Origin of the sequence: Paenibacillus sp. FSL K6-1230 (genome assembly GCF_038002385.1) — a bacterium.
GTDB lineage: Bacteria > Bacillota > Bacilli > Paenibacillales > Paenibacillaceae > Paenibacillus > Paenibacillus massiliensis.
Genome location: NZ_JBBOCK010000001.1, coordinates 2,765,996 through 2,782,196, shown reverse-complemented (window position 1 = coordinate 2,782,196; position 16,201 = coordinate 2,765,996). Strand labels below are relative to the sequence as shown.

At 47.9% G+C, this 16,201-nt stretch carries 15 protein-coding genes; 1 reads left to right on the top strand and 14 read right to left on the bottom strand.

What is annotated here, in order from left to right; all coding sequences use genetic code 11:
- Window positions 1-271 precede the first annotated feature (271 nt).
- The 3 genes from MKX74_RS12295 to MKX74_RS12285 are packed head-to-tail and all read right to left on the bottom strand — an operon-like array spanning window position 272 to window position 4,349.
- Entirely contained in the window at window positions 272-1,474 is a 1,203-nt protein-coding gene (locus MKX74_RS12295) for a Ger(x)C family spore germination protein (protein ID WP_341178554.1), read from the bottom strand.
- Window positions 1,471-2,577 (bottom strand): GerAB/ArcD/ProY family transporter, encoded by a 1,107-nt coding sequence (locus MKX74_RS12290; RefSeq protein WP_341178553.1) that lies wholly within the window; start codon window positions 2,575-2,577, stop codon window positions 1,471-1,473. Before MKX74_RS12290 ends, MKX74_RS12295 begins: the two co-directional genes overlap by 4 nt.
- Before the next feature lie 26 nt (window positions 2,578-2,603).
- The gene (locus MKX74_RS12285) at window positions 2,604-4,349 is read right to left on the bottom strand and encodes a spore germination protein (RefSeq protein ID WP_341178552.1); all 1,746 of its coding nucleotides are present in this window, start codon (window positions 4,347-4,349) and stop codon (window positions 2,604-2,606) included.
- Window positions 4,350-4,614: 265 nt separating this feature from the next.
- On the opposite strand from MKX74_RS12285, the gene MKX74_RS12280 reads away from it, so the two are divergent.
- Entirely contained in the window at window positions 4,615-5,559 is a 945-nt protein-coding gene (locus tag MKX74_RS12280) for a hypothetical protein (protein ID WP_341178551.1), read from the top strand.
- Window positions 5,560-5,773: 214 nt separating this feature from the next.
- Here the strand turns inward: MKX74_RS12280 and MKX74_RS12275 are convergent, their stop codons facing one another.
- From MKX74_RS12275 to MKX74_RS12225, 11 genes are all read right to left on the bottom strand, one after another.
- Window positions 5,774-6,370, bottom strand: a complete 597-nt coding sequence (locus MKX74_RS12275; protein ID WP_341178550.1) for a DUF1349 domain-containing protein — start codon at window positions 6,368-6,370, stop codon at window positions 5,774-5,776.
- Window positions 6,371-6,621: 251 nt separating this feature from the next.
- Window positions 6,622-7,281 (bottom strand): hypothetical protein, encoded by a 660-nt coding sequence (locus tag MKX74_RS12270; RefSeq protein WP_341178549.1) that lies wholly within the window; start codon window positions 7,279-7,281, stop codon window positions 6,622-6,624.
- Window positions 7,278-7,784 carry a flavodoxin family protein gene (locus MKX74_RS12265; protein WP_341178548.1) on the bottom strand — a complete coding sequence of 169 codons (507 nt, stop codon included), beginning with the start codon at window positions 7,782-7,784 and terminating at the stop codon, window positions 7,278-7,280. The genes MKX74_RS12270 and MKX74_RS12265 overlap by 4 nt, the downstream gene beginning before the upstream one ends.
- A complete protein-coding gene (locus tag MKX74_RS12260) occupies window positions 7,765-8,370 on the bottom strand; it encodes a TetR/AcrR family transcriptional regulator (protein ID WP_341178547.1) in 606 nt (201 codons plus the stop codon). The genes MKX74_RS12265 and MKX74_RS12260 overlap by 20 nt, the downstream gene beginning before the upstream one ends.
- A gap of 283 nt (window positions 8,371-8,653) precedes the next feature.
- Window positions 8,654-9,694: an NADH:flavin oxidoreductase gene (locus MKX74_RS12255; RefSeq protein WP_341178546.1), complete on the bottom strand. Its 1,041-nt coding sequence runs from the start codon at window positions 9,692-9,694 to the stop codon at window positions 8,654-8,656.
- 491 nt (window positions 9,695-10,185) lie between these two features.
- Entirely contained in the window at window positions 10,186-11,118 is a 933-nt protein-coding gene (gene rbsB / locus MKX74_RS12250; RefSeq protein WP_341178545.1) for a ribose ABC transporter substrate-binding protein RbsB, read from the bottom strand.
- Between the two features lie 14 nt (window positions 11,119-11,132).
- Complete coding sequence (locus MKX74_RS12245) at window positions 11,133-12,101, bottom strand: ABC transporter permease subunit (RefSeq protein ID WP_018882928.1); 969 nt, start codon at window positions 12,099-12,101, stop codon at window positions 11,133-11,135.
- Window position 12,102: 1 nt separating this feature from the next.
- Window positions 12,103-13,584 (bottom strand): sugar ABC transporter ATP-binding protein, encoded by a 1,482-nt coding sequence (locus MKX74_RS12240; protein WP_018882929.1) that lies wholly within the window; start codon window positions 13,582-13,584, stop codon window positions 12,103-12,105.
- Window positions 13,585-13,600: 16 nt separating this feature from the next.
- On the bottom strand, window positions 13,601-14,002 hold the full coding sequence (rbsD, locus tag MKX74_RS12235) for a D-ribose pyranase (protein ID WP_341178544.1): 402 nt from the start codon (window positions 14,000-14,002) through the stop codon (window positions 13,601-13,603).
- On the bottom strand, window positions 14,002-14,880 hold the full coding sequence (gene rbsK / locus MKX74_RS12230; protein ID WP_341178543.1) for a ribokinase: 879 nt from the start codon (window positions 14,878-14,880) through the stop codon (window positions 14,002-14,004). The genes rbsD and rbsK overlap by 1 nt, the downstream gene beginning before the upstream one ends.
- A gap of 6 nt (window positions 14,881-14,886) precedes the next feature.
- Window positions 14,887-15,864 carry a LacI family DNA-binding transcriptional regulator gene (locus tag MKX74_RS12225; protein ID WP_341178542.1) on the bottom strand — a complete coding sequence of 326 codons (978 nt, stop codon included), beginning with the start codon at window positions 15,862-15,864 and terminating at the stop codon, window positions 14,887-14,889.
- Window positions 15,865-16,201: the final 337 nt, after the last annotated feature.

Genomic DNA, 16,201 nt, shown 5'->3' with positions numbered 1-16,201 from the left:
TCGGTGTGCTTCGTGATGCTACCAGCTCTCTCTTCGCCAGCTCCTGTTTCACGTGTAAGCTTCCTCCCCCTGTAAGAATCATGTCTCAACACTCCTAGCGTACTATCCCTACATCCATAAAAATACAATCACATCAATTGATTATCCGCTTCCCCACTCACACCCACAAAAAAACACACCCAGCATGCAGAATGTTCTGCCGCTACGTGTGCGATAGTCGTTGTTATATGTGCATATCCCATATCGTGTATGCATCACCAGTCATATTTCCTTATTTCGTGGAAGAGCCCCGGCTTGTTACCTTCACTTTGACCTTGTACGTGATCTTTGACTCGCTGAACACTTCATCCCAGTTGTCCTTTACCTGCTTCCATACCTTGGGCTCCTTAATGCGAAGGACCTCTCCAAAATCAGCCACATCCACCTTGTAGGTGCGCTGGAGCTTGTGCAGAACCTGCTCAATCTGCTGCTCGGCTATGTCTGCAAAATCCTTTTCCAATTCCTTGAGATACGCACCCTTTTCCTCCGTCTCCGGGATAATCCAATCCTCCATGAGCCATCCCTCCGACTCGACGTTGACATGGAATGAGATATCCTGACCTCTGACGGTCGGCGTAATCGTCGTCTTATTTTTCTTTGTTTCGTAGACAACTGTGTAGCCTTCTTTGTTGTAGGTCTTTACGATACCACCTCGTGATTGCAGATTAATCCAGGCAAGACCCTCCAGATCTGTCTGACTCAGCGCTCCAATATATTTGGTCGTCTTGCCGCTAAATATGCCTGCCCCAGAGAATTTGTCATCTCCATCAAAGGATATTACATTCTGAAGTAGAAAGCTTGATCCCGCCTTTAGCTTGGCATCTAGCTTGGCCAATGTCATGGGCTCAAGGATCTTGTTGATCAAATACGAATTATTGACCATGCCTGTAAGATAGAACGCTGGGATTTGAGATTGATCCTTCAAGGTTAGCACATCCAAGGCACGCTCATGGCTCAGTAATACGAGGCAATTCAGCCGAATGTCATTATCCCGCAACACAAAATCCAGCAATTGATCGAGTCTATACTTCTTGGCAACATCCTTAGAGATGACGATGACCTTCAGATGATGGCCAATTAAGGGACGGTCCCTAAGTAAAGCAAAATGCCGAAATATCTGTAACAGAGAGTCACCAGTAAGCTGTTCATTCGAGTACGAGGATTTATCTGAGGTGTTCGAGCCTTCCTCGGCACTCTTTGTGGATTTCACATTACCCGGGGCAATTTGCACTGTCGCGGTAATGTTATTTTGCTTGGGATATTCTGCGCCTTCCTTCGTGAGATACTTCTCAAGCGGCGTCTCTCGCGGGGTATCGATCCCAAGGCCAAGATATACACTGAGGTCCTCAATCTCCCGACTGCTCCAGCAGCCAGTAATCGTGAGCAATAATGCCATTACGATGATGCTACAGCCTACCCGATGAACCCATCTCATGCCTGCTTCCCTCCCTTTTTGCGAATAATGCTTGTAATCAGCAATAGCAGAGGCAGAGTACCAAACAGTACAACAGATGCATTGCCCAACATATCTCCGAATGCCAATGTCTGATCCACATCCTTCGGAATCATCGCCAGAATATAGATTAACGGCAGGAAAATGTACATACTCACACGCAGGCCCTTCAACCGAAACATATCGCGTACACCGATGGAGGCTGTGTAGTGGGCAATTGCCGAGGTAGAGAAAATTTGCATGATCCAGATGACCAGCAGCAAGGACTCAAAGCGCTCAAAGATCAAACCTTGAATCTCAAAGCTTCGAAGCAGATCGAGCGTCGGCCATGTCCTGGTCATAATTCCGTTTACAGAGAGACTGCCGATGACCATGACTACCGTAATAAGGTAAATGACTGTTGATGTCAGTACTCCCCACACCACGGATTTATTGCTTTTGCCCGGATTCTTCATATAAGCAGTCATGACGAGCATAACCTCATAGCCTGTATAGGACAGTAATGTTGGCTTGAGACCCTTTAATAACGGCATTAAGCCCTCACCCAGCAGCGGTCTTAGATTGTTTATTTCGAATAGTTGACTGCTGAGCAAGATCTCGAGGACAAAAATAATCAATGTAATGGGCAAAATAATCTCAAACACACGCACGATCACGGGAAGCCCCCCAGAGGTCATGTATAGCCCGATCCACATAAATAACATGACAATTGCCCATGTAGGCGTACGTTCCAGCAGGAACATACCGGTCACCTCTGCCATCACCCTGATCTCCAGGGCCGAGATGGTGATGAAATAGACGATCATAGGGAGCAGCAGTATGTAAGAGACCCATCTCCCAGTGATGATTGGGGTGAATTCAAATACCGTCTTCCCCGGGAACCTACGACACAATGCTACGATAATTAGACCCAGCCCGACTACGATCAGACCAGACATGATAATTACAATCCACACATCTGGTGTGCCAACAGCGTCAACCGTTGTGCGCGGGAGTGTCAGAATGCCTGCCCCAAGCATATAGTTCACGATGATAACAGCAGCTTGTGTCGCACTGAGGTGGACCCGAGACTTAGAGCGGCTCATATGTATCCCCCTTCCATACATGATTTTTAATTTTTGCGCTCAGAATCATTTGGCTTGGTCATTTCAGGTCGCAGCTTCATCATGCTAAGCGGTGCTCGGATGACGAAATCCTTCCAATCCCTGAGATTATACGGTACTGCTGGAGATACATACGGTACACCAAAGCTGCTTAACCGTGCGAGATGTGTACACATCAGCAGGAAGAACATAACTACACCGAATAATCCAAGCGCAGCTGCACAGAACATGGCAACGAACCGCAAAATCCGCAAGGTAATCCCGGCACTATAGACCGGTATGGTGAAGGATGATATCGCTGTAATCGCCACGACAATGACCAGGAACTGGCTAATAATACCTGCCTGGACAGCCGCCTGTCCGATAATTAGACCGCCAACGATCCCCATCGCTGGTCCAATCGGCTTAGGCAACCGAATCCCAGCTTCCCGCAAGATCTCAATGGATAGCTCCATAATCAAGGCCTCGATGATGGAGGGAAACGGTACACCGCTACGGGCATCAATGATGGTTAAAGCAAGCTTGGTCGGAATAAGCCCTGGATGGAAGGAGATGAACGAAATATATAGCGCTGGAGCAAGTAAGGCCAGCGTAGCCGACATAAAGCGGAGCACGCGTAAAAAGGTACCCGGAATCCAGCGATCGTAATAATCCTCTGGCGATTGCAGCAGCATGGTGAAGGTACCAGGCACAATGAGCACAAATGGAGTGCCATCCAGCATAATGACTACCTTGCCTTCCAGCAAGCCACCAATCGCCCGGTCAGGCCGCTCTGTATTGAGCACCTGCTGAAACGGACTCAGCGTGCTATCCTCAATCAACTGCTCTATATAGCCTGATTCCAGCATGGCATCCATATCCATACGCTGAATACGGGTCTCCACCTGCTGGACCAGATCAGGATTCACAATATCCTTCATATACGCGATAGCCAGCTTTTTCTTGATCCTGGACCCTACCTCATACTGTTGAATGAACAGACTTTCATTTTTCCCAATCTGTCGTAGCAGGGCCGTGTTCTCATCCAGACGCTCCGTGAAGCCAATGCGCGGACCTCGTAGTAAGGCTTCGGACAAGGGCTCTTCCAGACTGCGAGTCTTTCCCTTCGCCGACCCGATTAAGATCGCTACCGTCATGCCGTCTATGAGAAGTGCTCCTTTACCAGTAAGCACCGCATTGGCAATCTCTTGAATGTGCGATGACTCCTGAATATCACTAACAGGCAACAGACGCATGCTCAAGAAGTCCTTGAACGCCTCTTGCCGCGGGAGTCGCTTCCACTTCATTCCGACGGTATCGGGGACGCCCTCACGCATTAATGTGGTGATAAGGAATTCATCCATTAGCTGCTGATCCACGAGCCCATCCACATACAGGACAGCTGCCTTCAGATCTGTCCCCTTCATATAGAACTCACGAATATGTACATCCGAGTTCTTGCCAAAGCCTTGTCGTATCGTAGCTATATCTGCGGTATAGACCCCGGTCAGTGGAGAATCCTTCGAGCGAAAGGTGTCTTTTCCTTGTAAGCTCTGCTCTTGTTGCTGCTGCTTAGCATGTTGATTCTGTGTACTGGATTGTTGCTTATTCGCACGTTGCTTATTGCTTTTCTTCGAATCGCTGAAGCTTCCATTCTTGACCGCTGTCTGCAGCCATTTCGTTAACTTCGCAAGTCCAATCGGAATCATGACCAATAGCAAGGCCTGCCACCAAATCGGCCAGCCAGGTATATATTCCCTCACTTCAGACCACACATCGTCACCTCCCTGTTGTGTTCAGCCGCTTCCCTGTCGATCAAGTCGTATGCCCCATCGTTGTGGGAGAAATGGTAATGAATGACGATAAGTAGTGTTTCCAACCTTCCTATAAACATACGGAGGCATACTTGTGAGCTGAATGAAAAGAAGATATTTTCTAGCGTCGCTATACTTTTGCCATGTTCGAGCCATCTATTTTCCTGCACAATGAGCATATCTCAAGCAGACAGCAGGTCTGCAGCAACGATCAGGAGGAATCAACATGGCACAACAAGCGGTAAAACTACAGTCATTTGCAGATTTAACACCTTATATGGAAGGCTTCGAGCTTGTCTCCACTCAATGGGGTGCGGATGGGCGGGTCTATGTTCTGCTCATCGATCAGCTCCCCGAGAGAGACAAAGGGATGTTCGTGCAAGCCAAGCTACATAAGCAAAGGCTCTATAGAGTCCTTGTACTGACGGATCACGTCGTGAATGATGTTATGATCTGGAGCAGCTTCAATTACCACTATATACAGCCACTTCACGAGCATCTGCTACTCGTTGGCGCACGTTGCAGATATTACGGGAGGAATCAGTACGATCTGAATGCGAGAGTATACGATTATGAAGGGCTCACTGTGGATGAATTTCTGCTAGGTGACGGCATACAGGATGTCCAGGTAAGCGAGGAAGGTATGATCTGGACCAGCTATTTTGATGAAGGTGTATTCGGAAATTACGGGTGGAGTGAGCCGGTTGGCGCATCAGGCTTGCTGGCCTGGGACCATCAGGGGAAGCGTACCTATGAGAATCAAGCCGTGGATATCGCTGATTGTTATGCACTCAATGTAGTGAAGGATCAGGAAGTATGGTTCTACTACTACACGGACTTCTCGCTCGGCTGTATCACAGGCGGAACGCAGCAGCCGAACGTTACTTTGATGGACCCGGGCATCTCAGGCTCTTCTGGCTTCTGTACAGATGGGTATCACTTCTTGTTCGATGGTGGCTATGGCCGTCACGGGACCTACGTCCTGAAGAAGCTGGAGCATTCTCGCCATCTAACGAAAGGCACCAAGATCACCTTCCGTAATGAACAAGCCAGGCAGCTTCAAGTTCAAGCTCAGTGCTTTCGTCAGAACCGTCTCCTGCTGTATTCAGGCCAGCTACTCTATCAGGTGACCGTGGAAGAGATCGCTGAGCACCTCGGTAATCTTGCGTAGTCTAATAGCGAACGTCATGCTCATCTCGATCACCTCAACACAAATAGTCGCCATCCCGACAGAAATGTCTGGCATGGCGACTATTTAGAACAATCTATTATAAACAGCGAACGATCTATTGTAGGCAAAGAATGATCTATTACAGTAAGCACCATACACATTCAAGCTGCAAAATGGATAAAGGGAAGTCGCAATAACTACAGGACAGACGTAGCTAAAAGCGACTATCTTCGTTCGGTATGGACAACTTCAAATGCTTGAACGAGACCTGGCAGCCTAAGCCTGTCGGAGATTGTGCGACAACCCCAGCCATAAATGGTCCCTCTGCTCCCATGCCAAAGTAGCGAATCAGCTTCCAGCTCTCCCCATCCACTGAGTAATGAAAGGACACCACACGACCAGCCTTCGTTATTCTCAAATAAGGCTGCTCTACATCCACACGCTCCGAATTGCAGTCATCCGAGAAGCCATGCTGCGTCACTACAGAGACAATGGTTGGGTATTCTCCGTTGGATTCAAAGCAGAGCTTCGCCCAATTGTTCTCATCAGCCATCAGCATCAGGCAGCCCGAATCATACTGATGCTGCATATCTACCTTGACCTGTGTTGTCAGCTCAAAGGACGAGTCCACATTCAAATATAGAAAAGGAGCGGAATGTACGATATGCTTGCCAGCTGGGTCTTTGAAGAAATCTGCCTTAGCAGGTGTGTCAATTACCAGCTCTCCCTCCTGCGTAAATGTCCAGCTACTCGGCTCATGCATCCAGCTGAGCTGATGTCTTTGCGTTGCCTCAAATTGATTGTTCCCCATGGACTAAACCTCCGTCTGGTCGGGCTCGACTTCTGAAAAGGAGCCAGCATGATATAATTTCACGTTGATCAGCAGATGACTGATATCTAAATATATCGTCATTATATCTGCGCAATGGTCCCATTTATATATAAAATTGTAGTGATTTGATATAATAATATGGAATTGTCGTAAGAAAAAAATAAATCCCTATTTTACAAATGCAGTATGCAACCGCAAGATGAAATTCAGATTCTTCATTATTCTCGGCGTTATCTTCGTAATCGACTTTCTAGAAATGGTCGCTTCCTCAAATCCTGTGGTCGAAGCCCATGTTGTTTGGCTTGACGATGCCAGGAGAAATGAGCGGCCATTCGATACATAATACGTGGGAAATTAGGCTGAATAAATAGCGATTCCGCACTACTTCGAGCGAGGATTGCCGTGCTGAGCCGAGTCATCGCTTTGCCTAGATTCCTTAGTGGGCCTTTTCCCAGCGGCATCTTTAACTCGTGTAACATCTCCCCTGCTCCGTGACCAACTGCCATTCCAAAACGGAAGCCGCAGCGTACGCACCAGTTCTTAATCATATCTGCTGCAATCGTGCACTGCTTCCCTTCGAAAAATCCATTATTGATTAACGCATACACGAAGAGATTCGGGTTACCTTGCTCAGTCTGACGGAAATTTTGCAGCTCGACCATCATCCGCAGTACATGTGAAGGGATGGCATCAAAATAAAGCGGAAATGCCAGTACGATCACATCGGCTTGGTTAAGCTCCCGATATTGCTCAGGCTTCAGCTGCTTGCCATTGACCCGGTACGAAGTCAGCTCGTTGCCCTCGGTGATGAAGGGCTTGAGCTTTTCTAGCAGAAATCCAGAATTGGTCGCTCCGCCCTTCGGACTGCCGTTAATCAGCACAATGTTCATGGTCGCACCTCCACCAACTCGTCAAGCGTGTTGTGAAAAGAAACACTATATTGGGACACATCCAAATTTATTGCATTAGCGCGAGTCAGTGCCTGTGCTGTGTGACGTTCAGCCTCCGTGATTCCTTCTCCATAAAAATGGACGGTGAACTTGAAGCGCTGTTTGTAGCGTTGCTGATGATGTGTCTCACCTTCTTCGATTACAAAATAGGGCAGAACATAGGGTAGTGAGCGGTTCAATACGTTGCTGACGAACGGGCTATATCCTCCATATACGTTGCGGGTGATGAGTACCAACTCTTCGCAGGCGGCGAACCGGTCACCCATGTGTTGATAAGAATCTTTGAGCACGCAGGTCCCCGGAGTGCGAACCCAACAACCGAAGCAGCCTACACAATGACGAATGGAACCCGTCTCCCCGATTATTTCATCGGTATCCTCGCTGAAGCCGCTAAGGAAGGCAACATAATCATCATTCGCTAAATCATGGACGATCAGTTTCATTAGCTGTTCCTCCCGACTGAAGAATGGTTTGCCATACTTTTTGCCAATCACCTGAATATCGAATGCCACTGCTTGACAGTAGTGATGCTACGCCATGTACAAGCGACCAGTAGGCCATTAGCATGTTGTCGTCCTGTTCAGGTGGAAGACCCAGACTGCGGAACAGCCGATAGCCAGTTGCCCGGAATACTGCAAATGGTGGGTAAGGCGGAACGTTCTCAGCTCCTGCGTCTACCTGAATAACAATGCCTGACTGAAAAAATATAAATGGAAAATAAGTGGGGTGCCGCTCGAAAAAGGATATATAGGCGGTTCCCAACTTTTCCATTTCCGACATGGGGTCATTGTTCCCTTCAATAGAGACTTGCAGGGTGGTCGTGAACTGCTCCGTGACGTGATCGGCCATCGCAGCCAACAGCTCCTGCATATCCTTAAAATGACTGTAAGGCGCAGCGTGACTGACACCACACTTGGCTGCTACCTTTCGTAAGGAGAAACCTCCTAGCCCTTCCTCGCCAATGAGTTCAATACCGGTCTCAATTAAGGTGTTACGTAAATCGCCATGATGGTAAGGTCCAGGCTTCAATCCTATCGCTCCTTCGTTTAACTTTACGTTGTAAAGATAACTCTGTATATTGACATTGTCAAGATTGAGTTGGAGATATCTGAGAGATTATTCTCTCGGGAGGGTAATACATTTAGGCCGCCCGAGATTCGGACGGCCTATTATCAAGTAACACTATGGAATAGCAGTTGGGAATAACCTTTGGAATATCACTGACAATCAGCATCATCCCGTTAAAAAACGGATTCAACAGACAAGACAAAGCCTGTGCGATGAAACACCTCTAGACCTGCCTTCATACCTCTTATGACAGTGTCTTGATGGCTTCCGCTGTGAATGGAATCAATGCCTCAGAATTATTCTCGTGAATCTTGCGCACCCATGCAGGGTCGGACAGCAGTGCACGACCTACAGCGACGAGATCGAATTCCCCTTGCTCCACTCGTTCTACCAGCGCTTCGACGCCAACATGGTTAGCTCCTTGACCCGTGGTGAAGAAGCTCATGAAATCACCGTCCAATCCTACAGATCCGACTGTAATCGTAGGTTTGCCCGTCAGCTTCTTCGTCCATCCAGCCAGATTCAGGTCAGAACCTGCAAACTCCGACTCCCAAAAACGACGTGTAGAGCAATGGAAGATGTCAACGCCTGCTTCCACCAGAGGAGCCAAAAATTGCTCCAGCTGCTCAGGGCTATCCGCCAGCTTAGCCGTATACTCGTTACTCTTCCACTGCGAATAGCGCAGAATGATAGGGAAGTCCGGGCCGACAGCTTCACGACAAGCCTCAATGACTTCTACCGCAAAGCGGGTGCGTCCTACCATATCGCCGCCATATTGATCTGTACGGGGATTCGTTTTCTCCCAGAAAAATTGATCAATGAGGTACCCATGCGCGCCGTGGAGCTCAATGCCGTCAAAGCCGACTCGTTTGGCTTCAGCGGCTGCCTGGCCGAAGGCTTGAACGATTTCTTTGACCTCAGCCTCGGTATATTCACCCACGTCGCCCTTGGCTCCCATGTGCCATAGCTGCGGAACGATTCGTCCTCCTGCTGCGTGCACCTCAGCCACTACATGCTCCCATCCCTTCAAAGCAGCTTCTCCGAAGAAATGTGGAACGTTCTCCTGATTGGATGCATCTGGATGGTTAACGATCGTGCCCTCGGTGATAATCAGACCCACTTCATTCTCTGCTCTATGGCGATAGTAAGCAGCTACATCCTGACCGGGAATTCCATCTGGGGAGAACTGACGAGTCATCGGCGCCATTACGAAGCGATTCGACAGACTTAGCTTGCTGGAGTTGAACGGTGTAAACAGTGCTTCCAGGGATACAGTAGGTTTCATACATTGCCTCCTAAGATTTGAACTAATATATTTATATTAACTTTCGAATGACACTACTAAGAATTACAGCGCACAGAGAAACGGAACATATCTATAATTGGAACAATATCATTCTCGTGCAATAGTACAAGAACCAGAGTAAGTATAGGGTGGTGAGATCATGAGATAAGTAATAGTACCCTGTCACCTCCCTTTCAAAATAGGATGGGTCTGTACAACAGCTATATCTCATCGTAGCAATCAAGCTACCTAGAAATAGAGATATAGTTCAGCTTTATCTGTATGATCTCAGCAGTGATAAAATTGAATAATTGTGATGACAATTCATATGTTCTCCTTGTCTCAGCGTTACTTTATCATTTATTGACCATGCAGTCAATAAAAAAATAATTGTGCACAATGATTTAGATATAAAGACAGCTTACCTCCTCATAAACAGAAAGACATCCCGCTTCCGGACCCTCTGCCCAGAACGGGATGTCGAACAAATTTTAGTTGTTTACCTTGTCCTCCGTCACCAGCTTCAATTCAGCAGGAATGACCTGCTCTACCTGCTTGCCATCCAGCACGTCCAGTGCAGCTTTCACCGCCAACTCACCAATAATTACAGGCTGCTGAGCAACGGTTGCCGTTAATTTTCCGTCCTGAATGGATTTAATGGCATCATCATTACCGTCAAATCCGATCACGGGAATATTCTTACCCGAGCTCTGAATCGCTTCAATAGCGCCCAGTGCCATCTCGTCATTGTGGGCAAATACCGCTTGTACATCAGGATTACCTTGCAGCAGATTTTCCATGACGTTCAATCCCTTGGACCGATCGAAATCCGCAGATTGTGTAGCAACCACATCAAGCTGTTCATCCGCGATCTCATGGAAGCCTTTGCCCCTTTCTCTCGTCGCCGAAGCGCCAGGTACCCCCTCAAGCTCGATGACTTTCGCTCCCTTGCCAAGCTGTGCAACAAAGTATTCCGCTGCCATACGTCCTCCTTTGACATTATCCGATGCCACTAAAGCCGCGACGTCGCCCCGGTCTGCAGACCGATCCAGCGTAATAACAGGTATACCGACGCTGTTGGCCGACTGAACGGCTGTCGAGATTGCCGCAGAATCGGCAGGATTAATGAGCAGTGCATTTACACCCTGCTGCAGGAGATCATCCACATCGTTGGTTTGCTTAGCTGAATCGTTCTGCGCATCAACAACAATGACCTCAATCCCTTGTTTTTGGGCTTCAGCAACGACCCCGTCCTTCAATGATACAAAAAATGGATTGTTCAGCGTAGAGATTGACAGACCGATTTTCTTCAATCCGCCGCTTCCAGCAGAATCAGGCTTTGCCCACTCCGGTGGCTCCAGGGAGCACCCGGCCAACACAATAATCATCAGCATGCTTACGAGCGTTAAAGTCCACTTTTTCATATTTGTTTCTCTCCTTATGCTGTTTTCTTGCGGTCCAGCAGGACGGCAATGGCAATCACGACACCCTTCACCACCATTTGGTAGAAGGAGTTCACACCAAGCAGGTTCAAGCCGTTATTCAATACCCCGATAATCAGAACACCGATCAATGTGCCGACAATTCGTCCTCGCCCTCCTGCAAGGCTCGTACCGCCCAGTACAACAGCCGCGATCGCATCCAATTCATAGGATGTCCCCGCTGTTGGCTGTGCTGAATTCAAGCGCGATGTCAGAATCGCTCCGGCCAGAGCTGCAAGCATACCTGCCAGAGAGTAAATCATGATTTTAACACGCGTTACTTTGATCCCTGAGATGATGGAGGCTTTCTCATTGCCACCAATTGCGTACGTTTTGCGACCAAAGGCTGTCTTGTGCAAAATGATCCATAGCACCATAAACGCAATCAGCATAGTAATTGCTGGTACCGGAATCCCCAGTAAGTAACCTCGGCCAAATAATTGAAACATCAGGCTGTCGCCAAGCCCTGTAATCGGGTTGCCGTTCGTATATACTAACGTTAATCCTCTGAAAATGGTCATTGTAGCCAACGTCGCGATAAACGGTGCCATCTTCCCTTTCGTGATCATGAGGCCGTTAACCATCCCCATGACACCACCCAACGCCACACCGACAATGATGGATAAGATCGGATCAAAGCCAGATACCATCATATTGGCTACAAAGGCACTGGATAAAGCCAAAATTGAGCCAACCGACAAATCAATTCCGCCCGTTAAAATAACAAATGTCATACCGAAGGCGATAAGTGCATTAATCGAAACCTGACGTAGCAGGTTCAGAATGTTAAGCGGTTCCAAGAAGCTTGGATTCAAAATAGAGACGATGAGAATAAGAATAATCAAGCCGAGCAATGGCCCCATTTTTTGAGTTATATTCGAGAATCGTACACCGCTTTGGGCCTTTTTATCCTGAATGGTTGTCATATCATTGTCCCCCTGTAGCCAATGTCATTATCTTTTCCTGTGTGGCTTCTTCCCTAGACAGCACACCACTAATATGGCCCTCATGTACCACCGCAACCCGGTCACTCATGCCGAGCACCTCAGGCAGCTCTGACGACACCATGATAATTGCAACGCCTCGGTCTGTCAGTTCATTCATTAGCTGATAGATTTCGCGCTTCGCTCCAACATCTACACCACGCGTAGGTTCGTCCAGGATGAGTACACTTGGACCGATCCCAACCCATTTGGCAATAACAACCTTTTGTTGATTACCGCCGGATAGATTCCGTGCAGAGGTTTCCGAGGATTGCGTTTTGATCTGAAGACGTTGGATTAGCGTATCGACAAATTCTTGCTCCTTTGCACCTGAGATGAAGCCTTTGCTGGAGAAACTGAACAGGTTAGGCAGAACCATATTTTCACGAATAGAGAAGTCAAGCACCAGTCCCTCGTCCTTTCGATCCTCCGTAATAAAACCGATGCCATGACTGACCGCATCTGTCGGTTTACGGATGTTTACTTTATGACCACGTATGAAGAGTTCTCCGCTATCCATCCGATCCAGACCAAAGATCGTTCTCATCATCTCCGTCCGCCCCGAGCCCATAAGTCCTGCAAAACCAAGAACTTCACCCGCTCTAACCTCGAAGCTTACATTCTGGAATATCCCTTTGCTACTCGCATTTCGGACTTCCAGAACCACTTCGCCATAAGAAGGGTTTCGAACAGGATAACGTTCCGTCAATTCGCGGCCGACCATTTTTCGTACCACTTCATCAAAGTTTGTCTCAGCAATGGCTTTGGTATCTACGGTTCTGCCATCACGCATGATCGTAATCCGGTCGCAGATCGTGAAAATCTCCTCCATGCGGTGAGAGATGTACACAATGGACACACCATTCTTCTTGAGCGAGGCAATGACGCCAAACAGCTTCTGGATCTCGCGCTCCGTGAGTGCTGCTGTTGGTTCATCCATAATGATGACCTTGGCATCCGTCATTAATGCCTTGGCAATCTCAATCATTTGCTGCTGTCCCACGGAGCATTCTCCCGCAGGCCGTTCTAATGGAATGCGTACCGACAATTTGGCAAATTGCTCATTGGCAAGCGCTTTCATTTGTTTCGTATTCAGCAGGCCTAAAGAAGATGTTATTTCCTTGCCGATGAATAAATTATCCAGCACGGTCATTTCGGGCCATACGTTCAACTCCTGATGGATAAAGGTGATGCCTAGCTCCTCTGCTTCCTTCGGACTGCCAAAATAGGTCTCCTTTCCGTCAACAGTGATCTTACCTTGATCTCGCTGATGGAGACCAATCAGTATGTTCATCAGCGTGGATTTGCCGGCTCCGTTTTCCCCCATTAGAGCATGGACCTCGCCTTCTTGTAGCTCGAAATTCACTCCGCTCAGCACTTGATTGGTGCCGAACGCTTTATGAATATCCTGCATCTGAATATGCATTTTGCAGCCTCCTTTTTTAGCCGAAGTGGACTCCCGCTTGTAAAATGCAATTGGCATAAGGCGTCGCTTCACCTGTGCGAATAATCGCCTTCACCTGCCGTGTTAATAGCTTGAACTCTTCATGGCTCAAGGTTGAATCAATCGCATCTTGTCCGAACTTCTCCGACACGAAGCTCAGAGCTGTTGGATTGCCTACTCGAATCTCCTCCGCTACAATCACTTTTTCAATCACCATATCTTCTGCGATCAGATCCACGATGTCACAAAAGCTTGGCGTTCCCAGTCTGAGGGCCAGATCAATCTTAAGCACACCGTCCGGGACCGGGAGCCCGACATCTGCAATTGCAATGGTGTCCGTATGACCCAAATCAGCTAATAGCTTGGAAATATGACTGTTCAGTATGCCATTTTTTTTCATTACTGACTCGCCTCCACTTCATCACGCATGGGCATACCGCCTTGCGCTCCGAACTTGGTCACAGACAACGAGGCAGCCCGATTGGCGAAGCGGATGCTCTCCTGCAATGGTCGTCTCTCCGCCAATGCAACTGCAAATGCAGCATTGAACGTATCACCTGCTCCAGTTGTATCTACAGCCTCTACTTGGTAAGTTGGTACTAGAATTTCCTCATCCCCGTCAAAATAACGTACTCCCTTACTGCCTTCTGTAATAAACAGCTTGTTGGGATATTGTCGTAATGCTTCTGCCGGGCTCATGCCTTGAAACAATATTTCAGCTTCGTGTTCATTCGGTGTAATATAGGAAGCCTGGTCAATCACTTCTTGTGGCAACGTTCGCGCAGGAGCAGGATTGAGCAGCAACGGGGTCCCGAATTGAGCGCACAGCTTACTGACGTGAACGACAGTCTCCTCTGGAATCTCCTGCTGAATCAAGACGATATCTGCCTCCCGAATGGCCTCTGATGCCTCATCAACATATGCGGGAGTCACTTCACGGTTCGCAGCTTCAACAACGACTATACTATTATCACCTTCAGCCAGTATGATATGAGCCGTTCCGCTTTCCGAATGTGTAACCGGTTTCACATTTTGCGTATTTACATGATTCGCTTTGAAATTCGCCAAAATATCTTTACCGAACGAGTCATCACCTACCCGACCAATCATCGTAACCTCAGCTCCCAATCGGGCAGCCGCAACTGCCTGATTAGCCCCTTTACCTCCAGGAACCGTTGTAAAGCTATCGCCAAGAACAGTTTCACCTGCTCCTGGCCGTCTGGAGGAAGTAACCACTAGATCCATCGAACTACTGCCGATCACGCATATTTTAGCCATCGATCCTCACACCTTTCTCGTAGTACCTCGCTCAATGAATTCAACAGGTAATTGTATGTTTTTATTCTCAACTGCAGCTTGCTCAACAAGCTGGATAAGTAAGCTCGCCGCTTCTCTTCCCATCTCGTAGGCTGGCTGGCGAATGGTAGACAAAGCTGGTGATAACAGACCACTCATCGGAATATCGTCAAAGCCGATAACCTGTACATCATCGGGGACCTTTCTCCCGATTCGTGCTGCCTCATGTAGCACGGCCATGGCCGCAATATCATTGCTGGCAATAATTCCGTCGGAGTCTGCGTAGTTGCTGAATAGCTCCTTCGCCCATACACCTGCCTCGTTAAAAGAAAAAGAGGTCGTCTGGATCACCCGGTAGTCTAGCCCTGCAGCACGAATGGCTTCGATGGCTCCTTCAAAACGATCCTGGGCTGGTCTGATATGTGACGGTCCCTGCATCACCGTGATGCGACGGCTGCCGCGCTTGATGATCTCCTTGGCCGCCAGTCTTCCTCCTTCTCTTCCATCTGCATACACAGATGGCCGATCTAGTGACGTCCTATCGAGAAACACCACCGGAATCTTCAGGTTGTTATATATAGATGAATGAGGATAGTTCGTTGAAGATATCACACCAACTACGTTATTCTGGATAAACGTCTGGATGTAATCCTGCTCCTTCTGTTCATCCTCATCGCTATTTCCGAATATAAGTCTATAATCCTGCTGCTGCATACCATCCTCTACACCACGAGCAAGCTGCGGAAAGTACGGATTGGCAATGTCGGGCAGCAATAGCCCAATCAGCTTGGACTTGCGCTTATATAGAGAGCGAGCCACTTCATTGGGGGAAAAGTTAAGCGCTTTTACAGCATCCTCCACTTTCTTGCGTGTGTCCGCATGAACGTATCCCCTGTCGTTAATGACCCTTGAAACGGTGGCTACCGATACGCCAGCCAGATTCGCTACATCTTTAATCGTTGTCATGAATTGTTCACTCCTGTGTGTAACCGGTTACACACTTAAGTTAACATATCCTTTTTTATTTCGCAAGCCATTTGTCTTTGGGAATAATCTCCAACATCGAATTCTCTGACGAAACCAACGTTAGTATCGCTTGTGTGCAGTATCTTATACAGAAAGCAGTCCTGACATCCCTATCTCTACAACAGAGATTTGACCTCACGGCTATAGACGGTACAAGCTCATATCCTTGACTTGGGACAACTACTTGCACGAATTAAATTAGCCGCTCTATAAGCGGCTTTCAAGGGAAATATGTTCTTGTTGCCTGGATGACAATGAAGTCGCGTGACAGATTTGC

Coding starts and splice junctions, on each gene's coding strand:
- MKX74_RS12295 (WP_341178554.1), bottom strand. CDS start 1,474: ATGAGATGGGTTCATCGGGTAGGCTGTAGCATCATCGTAATGGCATTA.
- MKX74_RS12290 (WP_341178553.1), bottom strand. CDS start 2,577: ATGAGCCGCTCTAAGTCTCGGGTCCACCTCAGTGCGACACAAGCTGCT.
- MKX74_RS12280 (WP_341178551.1), top strand. CDS start 4,615: ATGGCACAACAAGCGGTAAAACTACAGTCATTTGCAGATTTAACACCT.
- MKX74_RS12275 (WP_341178550.1), bottom strand. CDS start 6,370: ATGGGGAACAATCAATTTGAGGCAACGCAAAGACATCAGCTCAGCTGG.
- MKX74_RS12270 (WP_341178549.1), bottom strand. CDS start 7,281: ATGAACATTGTGCTGATTAACGGCAGTCCGAAGGGCGGAGCGACCAAT.
- MKX74_RS12265 (WP_341178548.1), bottom strand. CDS start 7,784: ATGAAACTGATCGTCCATGATTTAGCGAATGATGATTATGTTGCCTTC.
- MKX74_RS12255 (WP_341178546.1), bottom strand. CDS start 9,694: ATGAAACCTACTGTATCCCTGGAAGCACTGTTTACACCGTTCAACTCC.
- rbsB (WP_341178545.1), bottom strand. CDS start 11,118: ATGAAAAAGTGGACTTTAACGCTCGTAAGCATGCTGATGATTATTGTG.
- MKX74_RS12245 (WP_018882928.1), bottom strand. CDS start 12,101: ATGACAACCATTCAGGATAAAAAGGCCCAAAGCGGTGTACGATTCTCG.
- MKX74_RS12240 (WP_018882929.1), bottom strand. CDS start 13,584: ATGCATATTCAGATGCAGGATATTCATAAAGCGTTCGGCACCAATCAA.
- rbsD (WP_341178544.1), bottom strand. CDS start 14,002: ATGAAAAAAAATGGCATACTGAACAGTCATATTTCCAAGCTATTAGCT.
- rbsK (WP_341178543.1), bottom strand. CDS start 14,880: ATGGCTAAAATATGCGTGATCGGCAGTAGTTCGATGGATCTAGTGGTT.
- MKX74_RS12225 (WP_341178542.1), bottom strand. CDS start 15,864: ATGACAACGATTAAAGATGTAGCGAATCTGGCTGGCGTATCGGTAGCC.